The sequence below is a fragment of the Vibrio sp. 1S139 genome (assembly GCF_041439475.1).
Lineage (GTDB): Bacteria > Pseudomonadota > Gammaproteobacteria > Enterobacterales > Vibrionaceae > Vibrio > Vibrio crassostreae_C.
In genome coordinates, this window is sequence record NZ_JBGOOD010000044.1 from 12,812 (window position 1) to 35,334 (window position 22,523).

Annotated in this window: 23 protein-coding genes, 1 pseudogene and 1 riboswitch; of the genes and pseudogenes, 12 read left to right on the forward strand and 12 right to left on the reverse strand. The window is 44.9% G+C overall.

The window, feature by feature from the left end:
• Nucleotides 1-88 precede the first annotated feature (88 nt).
• The 3 genes from ACED46_RS14980 (at nt 89) to dgcA (ending at nt 3,122) form a co-directional block, all read left to right on the forward strand.
• Nucleotides 89-979, forward strand: coding sequence for a LysR family transcriptional regulator (locus tag ACED46_RS14980; protein WP_017066887.1), 891 nt, complete (start codon nt 89-91; stop codon nt 977-979).
• Nucleotides 980-1,070: 91 nt separating this feature from the next.
• On the forward strand, nt 1,071-2,078 hold the full coding sequence (gene dgcN / locus ACED46_RS14985; RefSeq protein ID WP_371721787.1) for an N-acetyltransferase DgcN: 1,008 nt from the start codon (nt 1,071-1,073) through the stop codon (nt 2,076-2,078).
• A gap of 57 nt (nt 2,079-2,135) precedes the next feature.
• Entirely contained in the window at nt 2,136-3,122 is a 987-nt protein-coding gene (dgcA, locus tag ACED46_RS14990) for an N-acetyl-D-Glu racemase DgcA (RefSeq protein WP_017066889.1), read from the forward strand.
• A gap of 94 nt (nt 3,123-3,216) precedes the next feature.
• Here dgcA and ACED46_RS14995 read toward each other — a convergent pair whose 3' ends face one another.
• The 4 genes from ACED46_RS14995 to ACED46_RS15010 all read right to left on the reverse strand — a co-directional run bounded on the left by ACED46_RS14995 (nt 3,217) and on the right by ACED46_RS15010 (nt 5,431).
• Nucleotides 3,217-4,005: an HAD-IIB family hydrolase gene (locus ACED46_RS14995; RefSeq protein WP_102393449.1), complete on the reverse strand. Its 789-nt coding sequence runs from the start codon at nt 4,003-4,005 to the stop codon at nt 3,217-3,219.
• Between the two features lie 78 nt (nt 4,006-4,083).
• Nucleotides 4,084-4,239, reverse strand: coding sequence for a DUF3012 domain-containing protein (locus ACED46_RS15000; RefSeq protein WP_017061679.1), 156 nt, complete (start codon nt 4,237-4,239; stop codon nt 4,084-4,086).
• 240 nt (nt 4,240-4,479) lie between these two features.
• Complete coding sequence (gene hpf / locus ACED46_RS15005; RefSeq protein ID WP_017061680.1) at nt 4,480-4,836, reverse strand: ribosome hibernation-promoting factor, HPF/YfiA family; 357 nt, start codon at nt 4,834-4,836, stop codon at nt 4,480-4,482.
• A gap of 337 nt (nt 4,837-5,173) precedes the next feature.
• Nucleotides 5,174-5,431, reverse strand: a complete 258-nt coding sequence (locus tag ACED46_RS15010) for a hypothetical protein (RefSeq protein ID WP_229648214.1) — start codon at nt 5,429-5,431, stop codon at nt 5,174-5,176.
• A 57-nt stretch (nt 5,432-5,488) separates the two neighbouring features.
• Here ACED46_RS15010 and ACED46_RS15015 point away from each other — a divergent pair.
• Nucleotides 5,489-5,716 (forward strand): annotated as a pseudogene (locus tag ACED46_RS15015) (hypothetical protein); the annotation flags it as partial.
• Between the two features lie 413 nt (nt 5,717-6,129).
• Complete coding sequence (locus tag ACED46_RS15020) at nt 6,130-7,560, forward strand: YfcC family protein (RefSeq protein WP_017066892.1); 1,431 nt, start codon at nt 6,130-6,132, stop codon at nt 7,558-7,560.
• Nucleotides 7,561-7,681: 121 nt separating this feature from the next.
• Here ACED46_RS15020 and glgC read toward each other — a convergent pair whose 3' ends face one another.
• Nucleotides 7,682-8,902 carry a glucose-1-phosphate adenylyltransferase gene (gene glgC, locus ACED46_RS15025; protein ID WP_017064925.1) on the reverse strand — a complete coding sequence of 407 codons (1,221 nt, stop codon included), beginning with the start codon at nt 8,900-8,902 and terminating at the stop codon, nt 7,682-7,684.
• A 402-nt stretch (nt 8,903-9,304) separates the two neighbouring features.
• On the opposite strand from glgC, the gene ompW reads away from it, so the two are divergent.
• Nucleotides 9,305-9,955, forward strand: a complete 651-nt coding sequence (ompW, locus tag ACED46_RS15030) for an outer membrane protein OmpW (protein WP_371721788.1) — start codon at nt 9,305-9,307, stop codon at nt 9,953-9,955.
• Between the two features lie 202 nt (nt 9,956-10,157).
• Nucleotides 10,158-11,969 carry a choice-of-anchor I family protein gene (locus ACED46_RS15035; protein WP_371721789.1) on the forward strand — a complete coding sequence of 604 codons (1,812 nt, stop codon included), beginning with the start codon at nt 10,158-10,160 and terminating at the stop codon, nt 11,967-11,969.
• Between the two features lie 107 nt (nt 11,970-12,076).
• Here ACED46_RS15035 and ACED46_RS15040 read toward each other — a convergent pair whose 3' ends face one another.
• Nucleotides 12,077-12,796: an SDR family oxidoreductase gene (locus tag ACED46_RS15040; protein ID WP_004733012.1), complete on the reverse strand. Its 720-nt coding sequence runs from the start codon at nt 12,794-12,796 to the stop codon at nt 12,077-12,079.
• A gap of 210 nt (nt 12,797-13,006) precedes the next feature.
• Here ACED46_RS15040 and ACED46_RS15045 point away from each other — a divergent pair, with 210 nt between their 5' ends.
• Nucleotides 13,007-13,912, forward strand: coding sequence for a LysR substrate-binding domain-containing protein (locus ACED46_RS15045; RefSeq protein WP_371721790.1), 906 nt, complete (start codon nt 13,007-13,009; stop codon nt 13,910-13,912).
• 63 nt (nt 13,913-13,975) lie between these two features.
• Here the strand turns inward: ACED46_RS15045 and ACED46_RS15050 are convergent, their stop codons facing one another.
• Complete coding sequence (locus tag ACED46_RS15050; RefSeq protein ID WP_004733017.1) at nt 13,976-14,314, reverse strand: helix-turn-helix domain-containing protein; 339 nt, start codon at nt 14,312-14,314, stop codon at nt 13,976-13,978.
• A gap of 105 nt (nt 14,315-14,419) precedes the next feature.
• On the opposite strand from ACED46_RS15050, the gene ACED46_RS15055 reads away from it, so the two are divergent.
• Together ACED46_RS15055 and ACED46_RS15060 are read left to right on the forward strand one after the other, a co-directional pair.
• Nucleotides 14,420-15,187, forward strand: coding sequence for an SDR family NAD(P)-dependent oxidoreductase (locus ACED46_RS15055; protein ID WP_065584096.1), 768 nt, complete (start codon nt 14,420-14,422; stop codon nt 15,185-15,187).
• Between the two features lie 135 nt (nt 15,188-15,322).
• The gene (locus ACED46_RS15060) at nt 15,323-15,976 is read left to right on the forward strand and encodes a cupin domain-containing protein (protein WP_017064919.1); all 654 of its coding nucleotides are present in this window, start codon (nt 15,323-15,325) and stop codon (nt 15,974-15,976) included.
• A 77-nt stretch (nt 15,977-16,053) separates the two neighbouring features.
• Here the strand turns inward: ACED46_RS15060 and ACED46_RS15065 are convergent, their stop codons facing one another.
• Nucleotides 16,054-16,692 (reverse strand): NAD(P)-dependent oxidoreductase, encoded by a 639-nt coding sequence (locus ACED46_RS15065; protein WP_102332195.1) that lies wholly within the window; start codon nt 16,690-16,692, stop codon nt 16,054-16,056.
• 154 nt (nt 16,693-16,846) lie between these two features.
• Here ACED46_RS15065 and ACED46_RS15070 point away from each other — a divergent pair, with 154 nt between their 5' ends.
• Nucleotides 16,847-17,743, forward strand: coding sequence for a LysR family transcriptional regulator (locus ACED46_RS15070; protein WP_371721791.1), 897 nt, complete (start codon nt 16,847-16,849; stop codon nt 17,741-17,743).
• Nucleotides 17,744-17,874: 131 nt separating this feature from the next.
• Here the strand turns inward: ACED46_RS15070 and ACED46_RS15075 are convergent, their stop codons facing one another.
• Nucleotides 17,875-18,723, reverse strand: a complete 849-nt coding sequence (locus tag ACED46_RS15075; RefSeq protein WP_017064918.1) for a hypothetical protein — start codon at nt 18,721-18,723, stop codon at nt 17,875-17,877.
• Between the two features lie 338 nt (nt 18,724-19,061).
• The gene (ribB, locus tag ACED46_RS15080) at nt 19,062-19,718 is read right to left on the reverse strand and encodes a 3,4-dihydroxy-2-butanone-4-phosphate synthase (protein WP_017054827.1); all 657 of its coding nucleotides are present in this window, start codon (nt 19,716-19,718) and stop codon (nt 19,062-19,064) included.
• Nucleotides 19,719-19,897: 179 nt separating this feature from the next.
• Nucleotides 19,898-20,048, reverse strand: a riboswitch (FMN riboswitch).
• Between the two features lie 373 nt (nt 20,049-20,421).
• On the opposite strand from ribB, the gene ACED46_RS15085 reads away from it, so the two are divergent.
• A complete protein-coding gene (locus ACED46_RS15085; RefSeq protein ID WP_371721793.1) occupies nt 20,422-21,168 on the forward strand; it encodes a phosphatase PAP2 family protein in 747 nt (248 codons plus the stop codon).
• A 53-nt stretch (nt 21,169-21,221) separates the two neighbouring features.
• Here ACED46_RS15085 and ACED46_RS15090 read toward each other — a convergent pair whose 3' ends face one another.
• Both ACED46_RS15090 and ACED46_RS15095 read right to left on the reverse strand, forming a co-directional pair.
• Nucleotides 21,222-21,584 (reverse strand): MmcQ/YjbR family DNA-binding protein, encoded by a 363-nt coding sequence (locus ACED46_RS15090; RefSeq protein WP_017631586.1) that lies wholly within the window; start codon nt 21,582-21,584, stop codon nt 21,222-21,224.
• A gap of 75 nt (nt 21,585-21,659) precedes the next feature.
• Nucleotides 21,660-22,385 carry a sulfite exporter TauE/SafE family protein gene (locus tag ACED46_RS15095; protein ID WP_371721794.1) on the reverse strand — a complete coding sequence of 242 codons (726 nt, stop codon included), beginning with the start codon at nt 22,383-22,385 and terminating at the stop codon, nt 21,660-21,662.
• Nucleotides 22,386-22,523: the final 138 nt, after the last annotated feature.

Consider the following 22,523-nt stretch of genomic DNA (forward strand, 5'->3'; position numbering starts at 1 on the left):
CAAAACGCTAGCTAGACCGATAAACAGCTTAGCTAATACAAGAAAAGCCAACCCCTAGATTTGTTTCGCGAACCATAAGGACATCAATGTGAACCTAAGACAATTGGAAGTCTTTTACGCCATTATGCAGACCGGAACCGTATCTGGAGCCGCGCGCAGCTTGCATGTGTCGCAACCAAACGTGACCCGTATTTTGGCGCACACGGAGCAACAACTTGGGTTTGGCTTATTCGAACGAGTTAAAGGGCGGTTGGTGCCAACGGTTGAGGCAAAAACCTTACTGCCAGAAGCGGAAAAGGTGTATCAGCAATTGGGGCAATTTCGATCTCTGACCAACAAAGTGAAGCAAGGCCATCAGCATTTACGCATTGGTGCGCCGCCGATACTGGCGACTAAATTACTAACTCAGGTAATAGCCCAAATGTCTCGGGAACAAGAGCTCTCTTTTGAGTTGCTGACTGCAAACCGTGATGAGCTGTGTGCTGGGTTATTAAAGCATGAGCTTGATATTGCTATCGCGTTTGGCGATGAAGCACCGCCTGCGATATTAAGTGAAACGCTATTAACCGAATCACTAAAGGTTTTGGTTCCTTCCAATACGGTTGATCATTTCCCCGCGGAATTAACGTTAGATGATCTGATCAATTATCCGCTGCCAATCATCGGGCTCGATAGCCGCGATCCATTAGGCCTCCTGTTACATCAACGCCTTATTGCACGTGAGCAGCATTATCACCACCCGATATCTGTACGTGGGTATAGCGCCGCTGCGGAACTGGTCAAGCACCAAGCGGGGTTTGCGATTGTTGATCCGTGGACGGCAGAGCAATATCAAAATGACGATGCGGTCTGTGTGTTGCCGCTTCAACCAGACATCCAATTTTCGGTATCGATGCTTTGCGCAGAGCACACCCCTCAGTCGATTTCCGTTAAGCAATTTATCGCTTCATTGAAAATCCATACTCACCCTATAACTTAAGGTTATAGGCTCGCCATAAATAGGCATTCGGCAGCTTCGAAGTTCTTAATTAAAGTAAACCCATACAAGGGCTTATTAATTAGGAATACTCATGTCGATCGCTCAACCTTACCTTCTTTTTCTTGGGGATGTTACTGACCCACTCGCTGCAAAAACAGCTCGCGGTATTCATCAATGGCGACCAGAAATCTGCCTAGGTCAACTGCGTTTAACGGGTGATACCGTTTCACTGGGCTTAACGGATATGACCCTGCAAGAGGCGCAAGCGCAGGGCGCGAAGACGCTAGTGATTGGTACCGCAAATCCGGGTGGTGTTATTCCTGATTCTTGGCAGTCAACCATTATGGTCGCTGCAGAAATGGGATATGAGATTGCATCTGGCATGCACCAACGATTGAGTGAATTTTCACCGCTTGCTGACATGCAGCAACAAGGATTGACTAAGCTTCATGATGTACGCCATTTTGACGGTGTTCTTAATGTTGGTAACGGTAAGCTTCGTCAAGGTAAGCGCCTGCTTACTGTCGGAACTGATTGCTCAGTAGGCAAAATGTTCTCGGCATTAGCGATTGAAAAGTCGCTTAAACAAGCGGGAACATCCGCTCAGTTTAAAGCGACAGGGCAGACAGGTATTTTGATTGAAGGCAGCGGTATTTCGATTGATGCGGTGGTTGCGGATTTTATTTCTGGCGCAGTTGAAGCGATTAGCCCTGATTTTACCGACCACGATTGGGACATCATTGAAGGGCAAGGCTCTTTGTTCAACCCTTCGTTTGCAGGCGTGAGTTTGGGTCTTTTACATGGCGCACAAGCTGATGCCTTAGTGCTGTGTCATGAAGTTGGGCGACCACATATTCGTAACCTTCCTCATGCTAAATTACCAAGCATAGAACAGACGATTGAAGCCAACTTGCAAGCGGCGCGACTGACTAATCCAGACGCGAAGCTGGTGGGTATCTGCTTGAACACGTCGGCGATTAGCATTGAAGAGGCTGAGACATTGTGCCAAGAATGGACCACACTCTATCAAGTGCCAGTGACGGACCCAGTGCGCTTTGGTGTACAACACATTACTGATCATTTGCGACATTCACTTTAACGACTTCATCATTTCTACGTTTCCATTTGTTAAAGTGAACATCAACCGAGTGAAATTATGAAGATTACAGCTGAACCCATTATTATCGCGATGCAAACGCCTTTTCGCATCTCTCGTGGCAGTCGAACTGAGTGTCACGTTGTTCGTGTTTACATTGAACATGGTGGCAAACGAGCTCAGGGCGAATGCACGCCTTACCCACGATACGGCGAGTCATCGGAGTCTGTGTTAGCGCAAATCCAACAAGCGTCTAGCGCACTTGAAGCTATGTTTGAACGAGGCGTTACTGATCCGGCAGAGCTAAGAGATCATCTTCAGTCTTTATTGACCGGAGGGGCAGCGCGCAATGCGGTCGATTGTGCGCTTTGGGATTTTGAAGCTCAGCAGAACGACCAGACGTTTCCGAATAGCTTGTTTGAGTTGCCTGCTCAAATCGTGACTGCAATGACAGTCTCGATTGGCACGCCAGAAGCCATGGCGACTCAGGCTCGAGACTATGTCGCGAATGGTGCGAAACTTCTGAAAGTGAAGCTTGACGGCGAGCAGGTGGTAGAGCGTGTTCGCGCGGTACGAGAAGCTGCGGCAGATGTTCAAATTGTATTGGATGCGAATGAAGCGTGGACAGGATTGAATCTCGAAGAGTTGTTCAATCAACTGGTAGAATTTGATATTGCGATGATCGAGCAGCCGTTACCCCAACAGCACGATGCCTCATTGGCGCACATCAAGCACCCGATACCACTGTGTGCTGATGAAAGCTGTCATACCACTTCGCAACTTTCATCTTTGTTAGGCAAATATGAAATGGTCAACATCAAGCTCGATAAAACAGGTGGTTTGACCGAAGCATTGGTACTTGCTGAAGAAGCTCAAAGGCTAGGATTTACGCTGATGTCGGGTTGTATGCTCGGTACATCGCTGGCGATGCGTGCAGCTCTGCCTATCGCCGTTCAATCTGAAATCGTCGACCTCGATGGCCCAGTCTTACTTGGTCAAGATGTAGCACCATCACTGACTTATCGAGATGGGATGATTATTCTCTAAGTTCGTTGAGCCCGTTTAATCGATGGACATGACATGAATGAAATCGTATGAGTGAAAACTTGTGCGATTTTTGCTTCAAAGTCTGAGCGATTATCTAAATTACTTCACTTTTAAGCCTCAGCAGCGCATCCACAAATTCTGCAAACCCATAGCCACCAGGCTGCGACATGACCCTGCTTGGATGGTGCTCTAGCTTATCCCAATAATGTTGAATGTTTGCCACGCCAACGGTAAGTGGAAGTGATTCGAACATCTGCTGATCATTCATTGAATCGCCGACATAGCAGGCTTGATTGTGGATTTGCTCAAGCGATAAGCCTTTATTAGCCAGGAAACGGTGCACGGCGTTTTTCTTTGAGTGTTCGCCGTACCAAGCGTTGATATGAATCGAACTTGCCGTCGCGTGTGCGCCTAAAGCGTGTATTCTTTCGAGTACCGCTTGAACAGTTTCAGGGTCAACAGGCTTACGGTTTTGGCCGATATCAATCGCGACCTCACACAAGCGGTAAGATTGATCCAAAGTTAGCGATAGGTCGGGGTAACTCAACAAGATCGCTTCAACTTCTTGTTTTAGCTTAGCTTGGTTCTTACGCACTTGTTCTAGCGGTGTTTCAGATGAGAGTTGTAATGCATCATCTTGCTTCTCTAGTAAGAAGGCGCCGTTTTCTCCAAGCACGGCATCGACAGGCCAGAGCTGCGCAATATGGTCACACCAACCAGCACAGGCTCCCGTTACAGCGACCACTTTGATTCCATTGTCTCTCAGCTTTTGTAACACAATCAGGGTTTCTGGAGGGAGTGAACCTTGCCAAGTGAGCGTGTCATCGACGTCGGTTAATACCCATTCGATGTGCTTCCAGTTGTTGTCTAGTTGGTGTTCCATTAAAACTCACTTATTCCATGGATTGTTTTACACAGAGCGTATTAATTCAGCCCAATGTAGAATTAGAAGCTAACGTGATTAGAAAATACAGTGTTTAGCAAAATCGCCCGCTTCATTAGCCGTCCAGTCACCTTTAGGCTTTTCTTTCATATCCGCACACCAAGCTTCACTGCCAACCTCGGTACAAGCCATTAATTGAGTAGCAAGGAAAAGTATCAACGCGATTTTCTTCATAATAAACATTCCGTTGTGGTCTAAATTTCTGCTTATAACTGTATCAAATCCCACAAGTGATTGTTATAGCTGCTAAGAACTTAAGGGCGTTAATAATGATGTGGGGTTGAGCTGAATTCGAGGGACGGTAAAGAAGCGAAGGTTTGCTTGGCTTTAAGATCGAAAAAGCCAGCAACGTATGCTGGCTTTGAAATTCTTAATAAGTTTCTATTCGTTATTTCGCTTTAACTACTTATCGATTTATACCAATTTCATCTCTTGGATGATGTCCGAAGCAATCTCTGGCTTCGTGCTTGTTGGTTTCTCGTGTAGGTCGGCTTTCAATTGTCCCTTACGGTTACTTAGGCCCGCTTCAAGTTTCTTAAGTGCTGCAGCGATAGCTGGGTACATAACATCGTCTGTCGATTTTGCTGTTACTCGTACACCTTCGTAGTTGGTGAATACTTCAACCTGATGTTGACCGTGTTCTTTAGTAATGATGATGTCGCAACTGATCAGTGATGGGAAATGGTTAGATATCTTCTCGAATTTACCTTCGATGTCTTTGCGTGACTCGTCGTTAATTGATACATGATGTGTTTGAACATTTATTTTCATAAATCATACCTTTCCAATGACTGTGTCATTTAAACGTAGCAAACATCGCATAGATTAACCAACTGAGAATTAGCACATGTGTGATTGACTTCAGTGTTATCAAATATTCTCTTGTTACTCCCTTGAAAGTCCGATGAACTGATCGCATATTATGTTTCGTGTTTTAAAGACATGTTCAAAAAAACTCCATCCTTGATAATTTGCGCTAACCTACAGCGAATTCCCAGTGAATCTCTCTTTATCGGTTTTATAATTCCGAACTTGTCACTCCATTGATTTTCTTTCCAGCTCACTCACTTTTTCTTCTTTGATTAAAAACTCAGCTTAAGTTACTAATTTATAGACACTCAACTGCCCACTCCATATTGAAGTGAAACTCTCCTGCTGTGAGTTGAGACTCGGGTATGGTAATGCGTGCTCGAATATCGACTTCTTTATTGGATGCCAGTTGATCGACAGGAAATTCGACGCCCTGACGCCAATAATTAATGTCACCTTCATAGCGAACCGGCGTTTCGACTTTGAATCGCACAAGTTCTGAAATGCGAGACTCATCAATTGAGCCTAGATCAATATGTTGCAGTTTGAGCAACAATCGAGAATCTTTGCGATTGGACTCAAGCTTAAGCGTTATCGCTCGGCCATCGTATTCTCGGCCACTGAATTTAAGCCGTTTAAGCGTATTAAAACCATCAAAGCCATTAAGATTGATGCAGAAATGCTGGAGCTGTTAGGCAGTGAAGATGGCAACACGGCGATGATCAAAGTGAGCTGGGATGAGAAGGGAATGAAGGTCTATAAGGATGGCTACTTAGCGGATTATGAGTACGGGATTGCCCCTCATGAGATGCAAGAAAACTACGAATTAGCACCTGAGTAACTCGATTCGATTGCAGAAAAGCGCCTTACTTATTAGTGGGCGCTTTTCTTTTGCTCACCAAAGCATGACGAAACTCACACTTTTCTGACAATTAATGACTCGTTGTGCTAGTATGCGCCGCTTGTCTTTGTAATTGATAAAAAACGCATTACCAAAACAGACTTTTCTGTTTACCTGCTTGTAATGACCTCATTCAGTTTGGCCTGACTTGGCTGAACATCTGCATTTTGCTCGGACGCAAAGAGAGTAATACTCACTACTTCACTATGTACATTTGAGAGCACCATCTATCAAAGGCCTTTTTGAAACAACCTAAATTAGCGCGAACTTAGTTCAGCGTGAAGGGTTTCGTTTTTCCAAAAATCCCTCCGGCGGCTAAGTGAACCTTAGTTGCTGACAAATAAGGAGTCTATATGACGACTACGGTATCTACATCCGTACCTACATCTCAAGCTGCTAACGCAGCGCCCACAGAGAAAGAAGTAAACCACCCGTTTCTCTCTTTGGTTATCATGGTGATCGTTGCTGCAATTGCAACTTACTTCATCCCTGCTGGTGAATTCGAGCGAGTGGTCATGAATGGCCGCACGGTTATCGACCCAGACAGCTACACACAATTGACCAGCAACCCAACAACATTAGCCTCTTTTTTCGAATCATTTTTTAAAGGCTTCAAATCCGCTTCTGGCGTGATGGGCGTTGTGGTATTTGTGGGTGGTGCTTTTGGCATTATCAAACACATGGGTCTGTTAGACGCATCCGTTGTTGCACTAACTACTAAGCTAAAGAAGCAAGGCTTATACGTGATTGCGCCTGTGATCATGACGGCGATCTTCTTCAACGTTACCTTCACCGGTATGCGTGAACTTGATGTCATTTTCATCTCTTTGATGATCCCGATCTGTATCAAGCTTGGCTATGACGCGATTACGGCACTTGGCGTTGTTTTACTGGCAAGTTGTGCCGGTTTCGCGGCCGCTTTGGCTAACCCATTCTTTACGGGTATTGCACACACTATCGCTGAACTGCCTATGTATTCAGGCATGTGGTACCGCTTTATTGTTGGTATGTTCATGTTGTTAACGGGTGCATGGTATGTGCTTAACTACGCGCGCAAAGTTAAGCAAGATCCGACCAAAGGCTTGTTACACGGCACGGGTTACCACTATGAATCAAATGTTGAAGCGAAAACACTGACCACACGTGAAAAGCTTGCGGGCATCGCGTTCTTGGGCGTATTCGCATACATGATCTTCGGCACGTTGACGATGGGGTTCGGCTTCACCGAGATTGCGGGTGCATTCGTGGCGATGGCTATTATTCCGGGTTTGGTGGCGGGTTTATCTCCGAACAAGATCTGTGAGTATTGGACCAAAGGTGTTAGCGACGTATTGATCGCGGTACTGATCATCTTTTTTGCTCGTTCAGTGCTAACCATTATGGAAGACGCGAAGATTGTTGATTCTATTATCTTCTATCTTGCACAGATCATTTCTGGTAGCTCTAAACTTGTGGCAGCAGCAGGGATCTACTTCTCGCAGGCTGCGATCAACCTGTTCATTCCATCGGGCAGTGGCCAAGCGGTGATCACCATGCCAATCATTATTCCGTTGGCAGATATTGGTGAAGTGACTCGTCAAGTGGCGGCACTGGCTTCTCAATTGGGTGATGGTATTTCTAACTATATTTACCCAACCAATGGTGGCTTGTTGGCGGTATTGGCTATAGCAAAAGTACCTTACACCAAGTGGGTTCGTTTCTTCTTACCACTGTTCTTGTTCTGGTCGGTAGGCGCTTTGGTTTCTGTTGTGATTGCTCAAATGATTGAGTTAGGGCCTTTCTAAGGTTTCTGTTTAATCGAATACATGGACAGTTAAGGCTTAACTGAAGCTGTGTGAGTAAATAAGAAGGCAGCGAATTCGCTGCCTTTTTTCGTTTAAAGAAAAGCTATTCCAACGTTAAAGGTTACTCTTCAAATTGGTAAGAAGAGGGCACCACAATCACGCCTTGTTTTGATATATGGAAGCGTTTCGCATCGGCAAGGCCATCAAGACCGATCTGGGTTCCGTCAGGCACCTTAACGTTCTTGTCGATGATGCAGTTTTGTATGTGGCAATTTTTTCCAATCTCAACATCTTCAAACAGAATACTATCAATCACAATCGCGGCATTGCTGACTTTCACTTTCGGGAAGAAGATTGAGTTTTGCGCCGAGCCGCCTTCAATTACAACGCCATTCGCTATCATCGAGTTGATGAATATTCCTTGATTACCTTCAACTGAAGCAATGGTTCGTGCGGGTGGCAGCTGCGGTTCGTAAGTACGAATCGCCCAATCAGGTTGATATAAATCGATAGGCGAAGCTGGCTTTAACAGGTCCATGTTGGATTGGTAATAAGAGTCGATAGTACCAACATCTCTCCAGTACGCATCTTGGGTCACTCGGCCTTCTTCATCCCCAAACTTGTATGCGTAAACACTGTTGTTGCCCACCAATTTAGGAATGATATCTTTACCAAAATCGTGGCTTGAGTTCGGATCTTCGGCGTCCGCCAGTAGCGCTTGTGTTAGTACTTCTTTATCAAAGACGTAAATACCCATTGAAGCCATGCTTCGAGTTGGCCTACCAGGTACACATGCAGGGTAACGTGGCTTTTCGGTAAAGTTATTGATCTCTAGAGATTCATCTATCTCCATCACACCAAACTCTTTGGCTTCGTCAATCGAAACCTCCATGCACGCCACAGTTAGGTCGGCCTCGTTCTTTTTGTGCTGCTTGAGCATTGGTGCGTAATCCATGCGATAGATATGGTCACCGGATAACACCACCACATGCTTGGCTTCACTGCGTGAAAGTAGATACAAGTTTTGATAAATCGCATCGGCAGTACCGCTGTACCAGCTATCACCGGTTCGCATTTGTGGAGGAACATTGGTGATGTATTCGCCGAGCTCAGGGTTAAGCACCGACCAACCATCTCTTAAATGTTTTTGCAAAGAGTGAGATTTGTACTGAGTCAGCACCAAAATTTGGCGTAGCCCAGAGTGTAAGCAGTTCGCGAGTGTGAAATCGATGATTCGATATTTGCCACCAAAGGGTACCGCAGGTTTTGCACGGTTATCGGTGAGAGGGGAAAGCCGAGAGCCAACACCGCCGGCCAGAACGATTGTTAGAGTGTCTTGCATGATCAGAACCTCAATGTATTTATGATTATGAACATAGACTTGCAAGCACTAAGCCAAATGTAACTCATTGAATATTATACGAGGCGAGATTGATTCTTGTTGTTCTGCACCAAAATAATGCGTGCGAGATATTGGCTTGCTCTATTTTGATCCAAAAAAGATCCGAACAGAGTGAAGGGATTGGGTTAACAAAATGACGCACGGAAAAGCTGCATTACAAAACTGTCAATAAAATGAAGAAATAAAGTGATCGGGTCGATATAAATTTACATAAATAATCACAACTTTTCACAAATTGATTTCCATCAATAAAGTAGGGTTATTCTATGATACCTTGCACGCAAAATAAGAAATGATTACTCATTCACCAATAAAGATTAAGCCCCCCAAAAGGAAATTATAATGAAAAAAACAGTATGTGGTATTGCGGTTATTGCGGCTCTTATGTCAACCAATGTTCTTGCTCATAAAGAAGGTGATTTCATCATCCGTGCAGGTGCAACAATGGTATCTCCAAACGACAGCAGTGGTGATGTACTAAACTCACCAGGTTCTGAGCTATCTGTAGATTCAAATACTCAACTTGGCCTAACATTTGGCTATATGTTCACTGATAACGTTAGTTTAGAAATTCTTGCAGCAACACCATTTTCACATACGGTATCTACTGATTTACTTGGACTAGGTGATATTGCAGATGTTAAACACCTTCCGCCTACACTTATGGTTCAGTACTACTTTGGTGAAGCGAACAGTGAAATTCGCCCTTATGTAGGTGCAGGTATTAACTACACGTTCTTCTTTGATGAAAAATTTAACGGAACTGGTAAAGACGCTCAACTACGTGATTTGTCTCTTGATGACTCTTGGGGGCTTGCAGCAAATATTGGCGTGGATTACATGATCAATGAAGACTGGTTCCTAAATGCATCTATTTGGTATGCAGATATAGATACAACTGCAAAGTATAAAGATACAGCGGGTAACCAGTACTCAACAGACGTTGATATCGACCCATGGGTATTCATGATTGGTGGTGGTTACAACTTCTAATCTCCCTATACAGTTTACTAAAGGCGCTCAAGCATCAGCCAGATTGGGCGCTTTTTTTTGCTTACTTGTTAATAGGTTGTTCGCATTAACTTTCTGTTGCTATGGGTAAAAGTTATTTATTGTCGTCATTTATTGTTAATAAAAGGGAAAGATAAGTGTCATAACAGCCCTCTATGATCGCGATTCAAATTATGGAGGATATATGAATCGTAAATTTAATAAGCTGACATTATTACTGCCTATCGCGGTAAGTTCTGCTCTAGTAGGCTGTTCTCAACCAACATCACCAACGACTGCTACGCCATCTCAAACATCACTTGATGCTTTTAGCCTTCAATGCCAATCCATCGAGCAGCCAAGCGCTTCCAATGCTGAGGTAACCGGAATCAGCCTAGTTGGCCGTTCAATCGCCGACGCCCCGTTTGATACTTCTGCAGCCGAAATCGTCAGCTACGATTCATGTACCGACAAGCTTTATGTTGTGAGCGCTCAAGCTCAGAAAGTTGATGTTTTATCAATGAACTCAGCTAGCGAACCAACATCTTCGGGTTCGATTGATCTTCAATCAGCGGCTGCAGCTTCTGGTATTGATATTGGTGCAGCGAACAGTGTGTCGACTCATCAAGGATTAGTTGCTGTCGCGATTGAAAATGCTGACAAGCAACAAAACGGCATCATTGCCCTTTATCGTTCAGACACGTTAGAGCTGATTACTACTTATACGGCTGGTGCATTGCCAGACATGGTGAGCTTCTCGAAAGATGGTCGCTACATTGCCTCTGCAAATGAAGGTGAGCCGAATGCGGATTACAGCATTGATCCTGAAGGTTCAGTAACGCTGGTGGATTTAACCAATGGTCCTTTGCAAGCGACAGTCACTCAGATTGATTTCAAGGCATTCAATCAAGGTCAGCCTCGCCATGCAGAGCTAACCGACAAGGTTCGAATCTCTGCGCCGAATGCAACGGTTGCTCAAGATCTTGAACCGGAATACCTAACATTTGCGGATAACGGAAAACTCTACGTTGCCCTGCAAGAGAACAACGCGTTGGCAGCGATTGATGTGGCGAGTGCACATGTGGATGCGATTCTTGGACTAGGCGGAAAGCCTTGGGATAACGCTAAGCTAGATGCGTCAAACAAAGACAAAAATATCGGTAATCTGCAAAGCTACGCGATGTTAGAAGGCCTCTACATGCCAGATAGCATCACTAGCTACAGTGTTGATGGCAACACCTACATCGTGACTGCGAACGAAGGTGATGGTCGTGAATATGGCATCAAGACTACGCAAGAAATGTGTGATGAGAAAGGTTTTGAGTGGGACGGTGACGATTATCAAGGCACCGAAAACTACACCACAGAAAAAGACTTTTGTATCGCTTATGTCGATGAAGTACGCGGCAAGAAGTTAGATATTGACGCTAACCACCCATTAGATGGCGCATTGAAAGACAACAAGCAACTTGCACGTCTTAAAGTGATTAAGCCACAAGGGACACTCGCTGCTGACCAAAAGGTTCAAGCATTCGGCAGCCGCTCGTTCTCTATCTGGGATGAGTCAGGCGAGCTAGTGTTTGATAGCGGCGATGATTTTGCTCGAATCGTACTTGAGCAAGATCCTGCAAGCTTCAACAGCACCAATGATAACAACCAAAGCGGTGACGATCGTAGTGATGATAAAGGCGTAGAACCTGAAGCGATCGAAGTGGCGGAGATCAACGGCAAGCACTATGCCTTTATTGGACTTGAGCGCCAAGGTGGCATCATGGTTTACGACGTAACACAGCCTAAAAACGCAAGTTTCATCAGCTACTTGAACAATCGCGACTTTACTCAGCCAGTGTGCACTAAGGTTGATGAAGACGGTGATTGCGACAACGAGACTTACAACGCTAAAGCGGGTGATTTAGGTCCAGAATCAATCAAGTATTTCACTCGTTCTGGTAACCACTTTATTGCGGTTGGCAACGAAGTGAGTGGTAGCACGTCAGTTTACCGCGTTGAGTTTTAATCACGCTTCTTACTAGCAATTAGATTGAATCAAAACAAAAGCGCCACGACTTGTTAAGTCGTGGCGCTTTTTTAGTTCATCGCTTATTTATTAGCGATGGCAAAGGCCTATGGCTGTTGCTTAGTTGGTGCTAGAGCAATCTCACGGATACATACATTCTGTGGTTGTTGGTAAGCGAATGATACAGCGCGAGCGATATCGTCAGCTGCCAATACGCCACCCATGTCTTCTTTCCAAGAATCGTAACCGTCTTTGATCTCTTGAGATGTTGTGTGAGACAGAAGCTCAGTTTCTACAGCACCCGGTGCGATAGTGGTAACACGAACATTTGAAGCCGCCACTTCTTCACGAACGTTCTCAGAAATAGCGTGTACCGCGAATTTAGTACCACAGTAAGCTGCGTGGCTTGGGAATGTTTTCTTACCCGCGATAGAGCTGATGTTGATGATAGTACCCGTGTTGCGTTCCATCATCGGAGCAAGTACAGATTGCATGCCGTTTAGAAGACCAATTACGTTCACGTCGAACATTGTCTTCCACTCTTGTGCGTCTTGAGTATCAATTTGACCAAGAAGCATTGCACCAGCATTGTTGATAAGTGCATCTACAGGGCCAAACTTCTCTTCACCTTGTGCGATTGCTGCATCAAAAGACGCTTTGTCTGTTACGTCTACTTTTACTGACAGTGAGTTTGGTAGATTCAGCGCTTCAAGGCGATCAACACGACGAGCTAAAAGTAGCAGAGGGTGACCTTCATCGCTTAGACGACGAGCGATTGCTTCACCAATACCAGAGCTTGCACCTGTAATTACGATTAGTTTTTTCATTTTATTTCCTCTGTACTTTTATTGCGTCGGTTGGCTACGACGGGTTGTTTAAGTGCATTCGAATCAAGTGCTTGTTGCCTTGCTTCGTTGCGATGGAGGTATATTAAGGAAAATAGAATTGTTGATATATAGCGCTTTACTTGAAACACTGTTGCTGTGGTGTAACAATAAAAGTGTCTATCTCATAACCTCACTAGTAAGTTGGCGGCCATGCTCAATCAAATTAACCTGTCTGATATTCGTTCTTTCGTGCTGATCGCTCGTTTAGGTAATTTCACCAAAGCGGCGGAGGAGTTGGATGTGTCTCGTTCCCACGTATCACGCCAAGTGAGCAGCCTAGAAAAGCAGATGGGTGTGACACTGTTTATCCGCACCACTCGAACCTTAAGGTTGACTCACGCAGGGCAAGATCTGTACGCGAGATGTGAACAAGCCTTAGATAATATAGACCAAGCCTTGATTGCTGCTGTGGATGACGTCGAAGAAGTACGTGGCGACATAAAAGTAAACTGTGTTGGTGGTTATCTGGGCGAGGTGATCATCGCGGATCTGGTCAATGAGTTCATGCAACTCTACCCAGACATCAGCATCAGCCTTGATTTCAGTAGTAACCGAGTCGACTTGATTGAAGACGCGTTCGATATCGCATTTCGTATGGGAAGCCTTGAAGATGCGGGCTTTATCGCGAGAAAGCTTTTGGACATCGAGATGGGAACGCTCGCAAGCCCTGAATATTTTGCTCGCAAAGGAAAGCCAAACCATCCTAAAGATCTCATTCACCATGACTGCTTAACGGGGTCTGTGCGTAAGTGGAGCTTTCAAGCTTTGGATGACACCAAGAAAACAGTCGATGTTCATGTCACGGGTAGGCTGCAATGTAAGAATGGGCGAGTGTTAGTACAGGGCGCGAAATCGGGCAACGGAATTATTCGTGTTCCAACTATCTATTGCTTACAAGAACTCAACGACGGGCAACTGCTGCAAGTGTTTGATGAGTGGATAGTACCTAAAGTGGACTTTTCAGCGATCTACCATCGAGACCGCTATCAACCAAGTCGAATTCGAACCTTCATTGATTTTGTAAAAGGTCGCTTTGAGCAAATGCCAGTGAGCTAAGTGCTGCTTGTTGCCTTCCTTTTTCTGTCTGCTGTTTTTGGCAATAGTTGGACTGGCTCAAACTTACATCTCGTCGATTTCGTTTTGTAGGTTTTCCAGCTGGTCTAGAATCAACAAGAACTTCTCGCCGAACGGCGTCACTTGGTATTCAACTCTTGGTGGGAGTTCGTTGAACATCTGCTTATCCAAAATCCCAAACTCAACATTTCGCTTCAAGCATTCATTCAATACTTTGGTCGATAACCCTTCGACCGAGCGCACCATTTCACCGGGGCGATTAATGCCATTTGCCAGTAATTGGTAAACCGTTAGCGACCATTTACAGCCGTAGATGGTTTCGACCATACGAGCGGAACGCTCTGGTGCCGATTTTCTTGAAAAAAAGTTTTCCTGATTTTTCATAAAGATGTACCAATAAGTACCTACCTAACCGATTTGTACTTACTATTCATAGTGTTAGTTCAAAGCCTAAGATTACCACGTTCACATGACTTAGGAGATAACAAAATGAACTTCACTAAAAATGGTATTGCAGTCGTAATTGGTGGCACAAGCGGCATGGGCTTTGAAACAGCGAAGCAGTTAGTCGCTCAAAACATCCATGTGTTGGTGGTCGGCAATAACCCAACTAAGTTAGATAAAGCGGTGTCAGAGCTGCAATCGCTCGGTCATGCTTCAGGCTGGCAAGCTAACCTTTATGATGATGCAAGTGTGTCTCGTCTTATTACGCATTTAGAGTCGCTCGAAGAAGGTATTGGTTACCTTGTGAATGCGGCTGGTTACTTCAACCCTAAAGCGTTTATTGAACACCAAGAATCTGATTACGAGCAATACATGCAGCTCAATAAAGCAACCTTCTTCATCACTCAAGCTGTCAGCAAGTTGATGATCAAAAACGGTGGCGGAAACGTGGTAAATGTAGGCTCTATGTGGGCCAAACAAGCTATTAGAGCGACACCATCCTCTGCGTATTCAATGGCAAAAGCTGGCTTGCACGCTTTAACACAGCACATGGCGATGGAGCTTGCGGACTACAACATTCGCGTGAATGCGGTTTCTCCTGCTGTTGTTAAAACGCCGATTTACGAATCTTTCATCAAACCTGAAGAAGTGGATCAAGCGCTAGAAGGCTTCAACGCGTTCCATCCTATTGGTCGAGTAGGTTTGCCGAAAGACATCGCTAATAGCATCTCTTTCCTACTGTCAGACAGTGCAGATTGGGTAACGGGTGCAATCTGGGATGTTGATGGCGGAGTGATTGCTGGCCGCAATTAATTAGGATTCTTTTTAGGTGGCTATCGCGCAGGCAAAATAGCAGCGAGATAGCCTCCTTGATCAGTATTCGCGTAGAATAGAAACGAGAAAGACAACAATAATAATTAAAACGATAACAAGAGTAAGGTCGCCATTATGTTCAATATGGACTTTTCAAAGAGACTGGTTATAGAAACCGAGACATTAGATTGGGTCGCAAGCCCTGCTAAAGGGGTTTGGCGTAAGCCACTTGAAAGAGAAGAGAAAGAATCGGGCCACACGACCAGCGTGGTGAAGTACGATCCTGACTCTTCGTTTTCTGAGCACCCACATCCGCAAGGTGAAGAGATCTTCGTATTAGAGGGTGTGTTCTCTGATGAAACCGGAGATTTCCCAGCGGGCACTTATATCCGTAATCCGCCGGGCAGCGCGCATTCCCCATCCAGCAAAAATGGCTGTACGATCTTGGTTAAGCTCAACCAATTTGACGCGAGAGACTTAACTCAAGTTCGTATTAATACTTTGGAAACAGAATGGCTTCAGGGTATTGGCGGCTTACAAGTGATGCCACTGCATGAGTTCGAACACGAGCATGTCGCGTTAGTGAAGTGGCCGGTTGGCGAACGTTTTCAGCCGCATCGCCACTTTGGCGGTGAAGAGATATTTGTACTTTCTGGCACCTTTAAAGACGAACATGGTGAGTATCCAAAACACACATGGATGCGCAGCCCACACATGAGTGAGCATTTTCCTTATGTGGAAGAAGAGACGGTTATCCTAGTGAAAACAGGGCATCTGCCATTGGATTAAAGGAATGCTCAGTAAAAGATGAGAAAGCCGCATTGTTTTGAACAAGCGGCTTTTTTTAGTTTTTATATATGAGCTGACTAGTACGCAACACCAATACGTTGGCGTGGGAATTTGCCAGCTTCGAGTTCATCAATCATCGCAATAGCGTAATCGCTAACGGATATTTTGCTGTTGCCATCTTGGTCGGTGAGCAGTTGGTCGCCACCGGTACGGTAGGTTGATAGTTTCTCGCCCGGGAAGATTTCTGCTGCTGGGCTAATGAACGTCCAATTAACTTCGCTGTTCGATTGCTTGAACACTTCAAGCGCTTCGCCCTGTGCTAACGCTTCGTTTTTGTAATCCGCAGGGAAGTCAGGAACGGTCACTAACGGTACATTTGGTGCTACTTCTAATGAGCCTGCACCGCCAACCCAAAGTAGACGTTCGATACCAATGCTTGGTAGTGTATCAAGCAGCTTAGTTGCTGTGCTTTTTACGATGTCGTGATTACCTAGAGCGCGTCCGCCAATCGAAGTAATTACTGCATCAACGCCGGATAGTGCGTTTGCTAGATTTGCGGCTTCGTCTTGTAAATCAAATGAACGAACTTCAATGCCTTGGGTTTCTACGCGGATTGCATCTCTTACAACAGCAACAACTTCATGTCCGCGAGCTTGAGCTTCTTGAGCGATGTGACTACCAATCCAACCTGATGCGCCTAATACTGCAATTTTCATAATGTTTCTCCAATTATCTAATTTATTGAGTCTGTTTCTCGACAGCCATTGCAGTCTAATAGCTCACTAGGTTGCGATAAATATCATAAAATGATGTAGATTGTATCTATGTAGCTAGCTAATAGGTTTTATTCAGTGGATAAGGGAAAGTGTGATGGATAGGTTGACGGCAATGCGTAGCTTTGTTGAAGTTGCGAATTGTGCCAGCTTCACCCAAGCAGCTGAGCATTTGGACATGAGTCGGTTGCAGGTTTCACGTCATGTTCAAGAGATAGAAGGGTGGCTGAAGCAGAGGCTATTACATAGGACGACTCGAAAGGTGAGCTTAACCGCGGCAGGGGAAATCGCTCTGCAGCGCTGTGAGAAGATCCTCCATGAGACCGCTGAGCTAGAAGTTACTTCACTCAATCAAACCGATGATCTTTCAGGTGTGATTCGAATTGCTGCTCCGATTGGTTTAACTCAGCACATGTTGTTGGATGTGGTTGAGCAGTTCACAGAGCTTCACCCCAATATCACGGTAGAACTTTTTGCTTCTGACCGTTTTGCTCAGCTGGTGGATGACAGAATCGATATTGCGCTGCGTTATACCGACCAACCTGACGATAGCTTGATTGCTCGTAAGCTAATGGAAATTGATTCGGTGGTGTGTGCATCGCAAGCTTATTTAGACAAACATGGTCAACCTAAAACAGTCGACGAGCTTCGACAGCACAATTGTTTTCGCCATTTGAGTGTTTCTAAGTGGGATTTCGTTAAGGATAATCAGCATTTTTCGGTTGAGGTGTCTGGCACTATCAAAGCTAATGATGTTGGGGTATTAACCCGCGCTGCACAGCATGGTAAAGGGGTTGTTCGATTGCCCTGTGACTTAGCCAACCCACTGATTGCGAATGGCAAATTGATACGAATATTGGATGAGTTTGTTTCGCCAAGCAGCGTGCTTTGGGCGGTGTATCTGTCTCGCAGCTATCAGCTTCCGGTTGTTCGTCAGTTTATTGATTTTGCCGCAGAAGCTTGGTCTAGCGATATCAAATCTGGCGATGTTTGAAACTTCATAGGCAATGATACATAGCGATAGAATTTTAAAAGCTCATAAATACAAAAATCCGATATCAATGGTGATATCGGATTTGAACTCAATAATTCAGAGTTCCAGCACGCTCTCCTCTCACGAAGTCTTTACATGTAATGATGTACGGATAATCGGGTATTTATTACCTTTTCGTTTACGTCTGGTAAAGGCTGATACAAGCTTCTCGTAATATCGGATAATACTTGGTCGTAAACTTGCGACACGACGCTAGAGATATCACTGGTTAATTCGTACATGCTATCTGCCGGTTGGGTCGCTTCGTTACTTGATGCGATCTCTGAGAGTGCATGCATCGCTCGCGTACAAACCGGTGACCCACTACTAAGAGGGCAGATAATCGATAACTGGTTGAGTTTTCTGTGTGTCTGAGAGGCGTAGAATTTGAATCTCGCGTACTCCTCAGGCTTCTCCATATCAGGTATGCACATGCGTAACTTGGTCAGGATCTCCATGCAGTCTAAGATCTGTTGCCAATTCATGTGATACTCACGGCTCATGTCTTCTCGCTCAGACTGAATAAGCCAGATGATCATCACTTCATCCATTAAGAACATGCTGTGACGTATCGTTTTGCCATGAATCGATTGGTTACGCACCAAGCTACGGTTTTGCCAGTCGCTGTGCATGGCGATGAGCTTGAGGTGATAGATGCGATACATAGGGCGGCTATCAAACGACACATGGGACTGAAGCAGTTCAGATACTTCAAGTATGTTGTCGTAAATCTCGTTCACTTTGCGAATCGAGTCGCTAGACAACTTATAAGCTAGAGCATAGTGCGTTGCCGCGCGATGTTTGCGTGATAACAACAATAATTCTCTAAGCAGAACTAAGGTTTCAAACCTGTGTGATAGCGCTGTTTGTCTCTTCCTTGAGAAATGAAACAGGGCCGCAAGTACTAATAGGGATAAACCCACTGAAATAACTACAAACATATTCAACTCCTAATATTTGTATACCTACTTAGTGGTAGTGCAGACACCGTGCCAAAATAAATAAGTGTTATATTTCAGTTGCTTATGATTTCACTGTAATTATGGATGATCAATGATGGTGCATGACTTCACCATTCTAGTGAATGTTTTTCATATTTTGCAGGATTTTTTGAGAGGTTAGTCGTGGGCGATGAGATGGAACTTAGATTTCAGTGTAGGAAATGAAGAAGGCCTCACCCTTTATATACTTTTAACTAGAAAAAGCAGTAAGAGTGAGACCTTTCAATGTTCATTTCTGAGTTTCGTTAGCTTAAGAGCTAAGCGTTTAGCACTAAACGTTACGCAAGCTTAAGGTCGAACTCAGTGCGGTACATAACCATATCTTCAATGGTCAGTACTGGCATGTTGTGAAGTTTGCCGAAAGCAACGATCTCTGGCGCTTTTGCCATTGTGCCGTCTGGGTTGGTTACTTCACATAGTACGCCTGCCGATTGAAGACCAGCCATTTGCATAAGATCCACAGTACCTTCTGTGTGGCCGCGGCGAGCAAGTACGCCACCTTTACGAGCACGCAATGGGAATACGTGGCCAGGGCGAGCAAGGTCAGTAGGTTTAGCCGTTGGGTTTGCAGCTGTCTTGATCGTAGTTACACGGTCAGCGGCAGAAACACCTGTCGTTACGCCAACTTTCGCTTCGATAGTTACGGTAAACGCTGTTTGGTTTGCGCTGTTGTTATCAACAACCATAGGTGGAAGTTCAAGTTGGTTCGCTTGCTCGTCAGTTAGACACAGGCACACAATGCCGCTGCATTCGCGGATCATAAGCGCCATTTGAGCATTCGTCAGGTGTTCTACTGAGTAGATGATGTCGCCTTCGTTCTCACGATCTTCATCGTCAAGTAGAAGTACGCCACGACCTTCGCGCAGAGCTTGCAGTGCGTTTTCAACGCGAGTGATTGGTTCGCCAAATTCGGCAAGTAGTGAAGACTGATTCATGGTTAAACTCCTAAAATATCACCAGAATCAGGGCTGTATGAGGGATCTCAACCGAGCACAACAAAGCCAACTCATTACAAGTCGGTTCATCATGGTTTTATCCAAAACGAAATGCACCCGTCTGAGTTGGAGGCATCACCCAATAGATAGGTGCGCCTTTCCAACTTAAACGAGTGTGTTTCCATTCTCTCTCATCCGGACTATAACCGTCGACTCTGGCATCTCACCAGATCTGCTGACCTCGACGAATCGAGCGCTCGCGGGCTTATCTTTAGATTTTACTAAGGACATACCGCCGGTGGGGAATTTCGCCCCGCCCTGAGAATAAAAATTAATAATTTGTTTTGCTTTGAAAGCAGACCAGATGGTAATCCTTTCGATAGTGGATTTAAAGGACTGACAGCAAAGTTTTTCAGATTCTGGCCTTATAATCCGGTAAGTGTTCACTTTATCGGCAGACCTTGGCGTGCGGTGTTTAGTCGGGCGCAGGTTATGTTTAGTGGGTTTTGATGTCTATATGTGCACAAGTGGATGGTCTGTATTATTGGTGATGGCGTGACAGTTCATCAGCTCAATACTCAAGAGGCCCTTTAATCGATTATTGTTACACCATGACGGTTTACTGACCGTTTTGACATAAAATTGATATAGGCGATGCTAAGCTGCGATAGCATCCAACCACTTTATCTCAAAGATCTTAGCCATGACTTCTCTGTTCTCTAACAAATCCAAAGGCCTATTACTGCTCGTTTTAAGCTTGTATTCTCTAGTACCCTTTTTGATCTTTGGATCTGACTTCGACCTTGGAAGTGCGGTTCTGCCTTTTTACGGTGCCTTCATAACGTTTGTGACTTACTCTGCGGGCAATCAAGGATTCTTGGTAACACTAGCGATTTTGTCTTTAGTATTGTTCACGATGAAGTTTTCCAAAGCTAAGTTAGTCAGTCTTTGTCTGCAGCTCGGCTTGTTGTTGGTGCTTAGCTTTGCAGCGAAAACCTTCTTAAAGCATTCCACTGAGAGTCCTCGTCCTTATTCTGAGTATTTAGTGACACAAGAAGTCGTTGAAATGCCGGAAGTGTTTTACGAATTACCATTGGTTGAAAAGAATGCTGCGATTGAGTCTGTACAAGATAAGGTGAGCGAGTGGCGCACGCGTCATTGGCTTGGCGAAACGGACTACTCTTTCCCATCTGGACATATGATCTTTGTCGGTGTGTGTTTGGCGTTCTTTGGTGGTTTGTTCTTAGAGGCGAAACGCTTTTATCTAGTCGGCGGTTTACTGGTTTGGGCTGGTGGTGTCGCCTATAGCCGTGTTTGGCTTGGCATGCATCGACCTGAAGACTTGGCCGGATCTATTGCCTTTGCGGGTTTGATCTATTTATTGGTGCCGCTTATCTCAGAGCAAAAAATAGAACGCTATTTACCTGCATTTTTGAAACAGACTTCTTAGGGGGCCTTCCTCACTGCAAAAGAAGGGCTCAGATTAGCAGTACGTAATAAACGCTACTGATTGAGCCCTAGCTCTGCTTGTTTCTTTTTGGTTAAACCTAAGGACACAATTCGGTGTGACTCAGTGAGGTAGTATCTCAGCTCCTCATCCCTTTCTGGCGTGCTTTCAAACAGCTGAATCCATTTCATACCACGCGAAGCAAAGTAAGGAGCAGGTTTATAACCGGGTTCCTCTTTCAGAAAGTCGAAGTTCTGATCAGACGCCTTGAAGATAAACGCAGGCTCATCTTTCGGTCCCCAACCACCAATCGCAAACACCTTGCCACCCACTTTCCAAACGTGCGAGTTATTCCACTGCATCACATAACTGGTTGCAGGCAGTGACTCGCAGAATGCGTTGAATTCGTCGTAAGTCATAGAGCGTCCTTTTATCTACTGGGTGTTTGTGTTGGTTTTCTAAGATGTCTTTCTTCTTGTCTTTATCGCCAATAACTAGCCAGCTAAACCCTGCCAGATTGCCGTAAAGCCACTGAGAGAACATAGCAGTAATGAACCAATGCGTATCTTCTCTTTAGGGATGCTTTGTGTCGTCATTAACGCCACTTTGTAACCCAACCAAGCGGCAGGAAGTAGCGGGATTGTGATGATCAAATGGTGCATCGTGAAGAAGCCAATTGGGATCTGTACCAGTAATGAAATGATAGAACTAAACACAAAAAACGCAGATAGGTTACCACGAAGTTGATTGGCATCTTGGTGTTGAAGTAGCAGTGCCATTGGCGGCCCACCAATACCAGAGCTGGTACCGAAGAAGCCTGAGAAGAATCCCGCGATACCCATTTTGGCAGGCGTCGGTTCTAACCTAAACGGCAGTAAGCTAACAATCACGGCGAATACAACCAATAAGCCCAACCATAGTGATAACACGCTCGTTGAAACCATCACTAACAAAGCGCCACCTGCCAGTGACCCCGGAATGCGGCCCAGCAATGCGATTTTTAATCCGCCAATAGAGATATTTGCTCGATGTTTAAAAGCGTTGAATAACGAGATAAACAGACCGATTAAACAGATAGGTGCAGGTACATAATCAGGAGAGACCAAAAACAGCAGTGGAGCTGCAACAATGGCCAAACCAAAGCCGATTGCGGTTTGCACAAATGAGCCGACAAAAATAAGTGCCATTGCGATAAGGACAGTCTGATCCATGTATTCCATAAGCCTGCGGATTAGTTTTAAAGGAGCGGGTGGATACTATAAATGAAAACCAAGAGAATAGTCTTATTATTCAGTGAGCTTTATGCCAGTTTCGCTAGTTATAGTTTCTATTATCGCGACCAACAAAAAAGCGAGTGA

What these genes read in the sequence shown, in the direction of transcription:
- ACED46_RS15060 (WP_017064919.1), top strand. Translation starts at nt 15,323, where the DNA reads ATGTTCAATATGGACTTTTCAAAGAGACTGGTTATAGAAACCGAGACA.
- ACED46_RS15020 (WP_017066892.1), top strand. Translation starts at nt 6,130, where the DNA reads ATGACGACTACGGTATCTACATCCGTACCTACATCTCAAGCTGCTAAC.
- ACED46_RS15055 (WP_065584096.1), top strand. Translation starts at nt 14,420, where the DNA reads ATGAACTTCACTAAAAATGGTATTGCAGTCGTAATTGGTGGCACAAGC.
- ACED46_RS15050 (WP_004733017.1), bottom strand. Translation starts at nt 14,314, where the DNA reads ATGAAAAATCAGGAAAACTTTTTTTCAAGAAAATCGGCACCAGAGCGT.
- ribB (WP_017054827.1), bottom strand. Translation starts at nt 19,718, where the DNA reads ATGAATCAGTCTTCACTACTTGCCGAATTTGGCGAACCAATCACTCGC.
- dgcN (WP_371721787.1), top strand. Translation starts at nt 1,071, where the DNA reads ATGTCGATCGCTCAACCTTACCTTCTTTTTCTTGGGGATGTTACTGAC.
- ACED46_RS15090 (WP_017631586.1), bottom strand. Translation starts at nt 21,584, where the DNA reads ATGACTTACGACGAATTCAACGCATTCTGCGAGTCACTGCCTGCAACC.
- ACED46_RS14995 (WP_102393449.1), bottom strand. Translation starts at nt 4,005, where the DNA reads ATGGAACACCAACTAGACAACAACTGGAAGCACATCGAATGGGTATTA.
- ACED46_RS15035 (WP_371721789.1), top strand. Translation starts at nt 10,158, where the DNA reads ATGAATCGTAAATTTAATAAGCTGACATTATTACTGCCTATCGCGGTA.
- ACED46_RS15065 (WP_102332195.1), bottom strand. Translation starts at nt 16,692, where the DNA reads ATGAAAATTGCAGTATTAGGCGCATCAGGTTGGATTGGTAGTCACATC.
- ompW (WP_371721788.1), top strand. Translation starts at nt 9,305, where the DNA reads ATGAAAAAAACAGTATGTGGTATTGCGGTTATTGCGGCTCTTATGTCA.
- ACED46_RS15075 (WP_017064918.1), bottom strand. Translation starts at nt 18,723, where the DNA reads ATGTTTGTAGTTATTTCAGTGGGTTTATCCCTATTAGTACTTGCGGCC.
- hpf (WP_017061680.1), bottom strand. Translation starts at nt 4,836, where the DNA reads ATGAAAATAAATGTTCAAACACATCATGTATCAATTAACGACGAGTCA.
- dgcA (WP_017066889.1), top strand. Translation starts at nt 2,136, where the DNA reads ATGAAGATTACAGCTGAACCCATTATTATCGCGATGCAAACGCCTTTT.
- ACED46_RS15070 (WP_371721791.1), top strand. Translation starts at nt 16,847, where the DNA reads ATGGATAGGTTGACGGCAATGCGTAGCTTTGTTGAAGTTGCGAATTGT.
- ACED46_RS15045 (WP_371721790.1), top strand. Translation starts at nt 13,007, where the DNA reads ATGCTCAATCAAATTAACCTGTCTGATATTCGTTCTTTCGTGCTGATC.
- ACED46_RS15040 (WP_004733012.1), bottom strand. Translation starts at nt 12,796, where the DNA reads ATGAAAAAACTAATCGTAATTACAGGTGCAAGCTCTGGTATTGGTGAA.
- glgC (WP_017064925.1), bottom strand. Translation starts at nt 8,902, where the DNA reads ATGCAAGACACTCTAACAATCGTTCTGGCCGGCGGTGTTGGCTCTCGG.
- ACED46_RS15085 (WP_371721793.1), top strand. Translation starts at nt 20,422, where the DNA reads ATGACTTCTCTGTTCTCTAACAAATCCAAAGGCCTATTACTGCTCGTT.
- ACED46_RS15095 (WP_371721794.1), bottom strand. Translation starts at nt 22,385, where the DNA reads ATGGAATACATGGATCAGACTGTCCTTATCGCAATGGCACTTATTTTT.
- ACED46_RS15000 (WP_017061679.1), bottom strand. Translation starts at nt 4,239, where the DNA reads ATGAAGAAAATCGCGTTGATACTTTTCCTTGCTACTCAATTAATGGCT.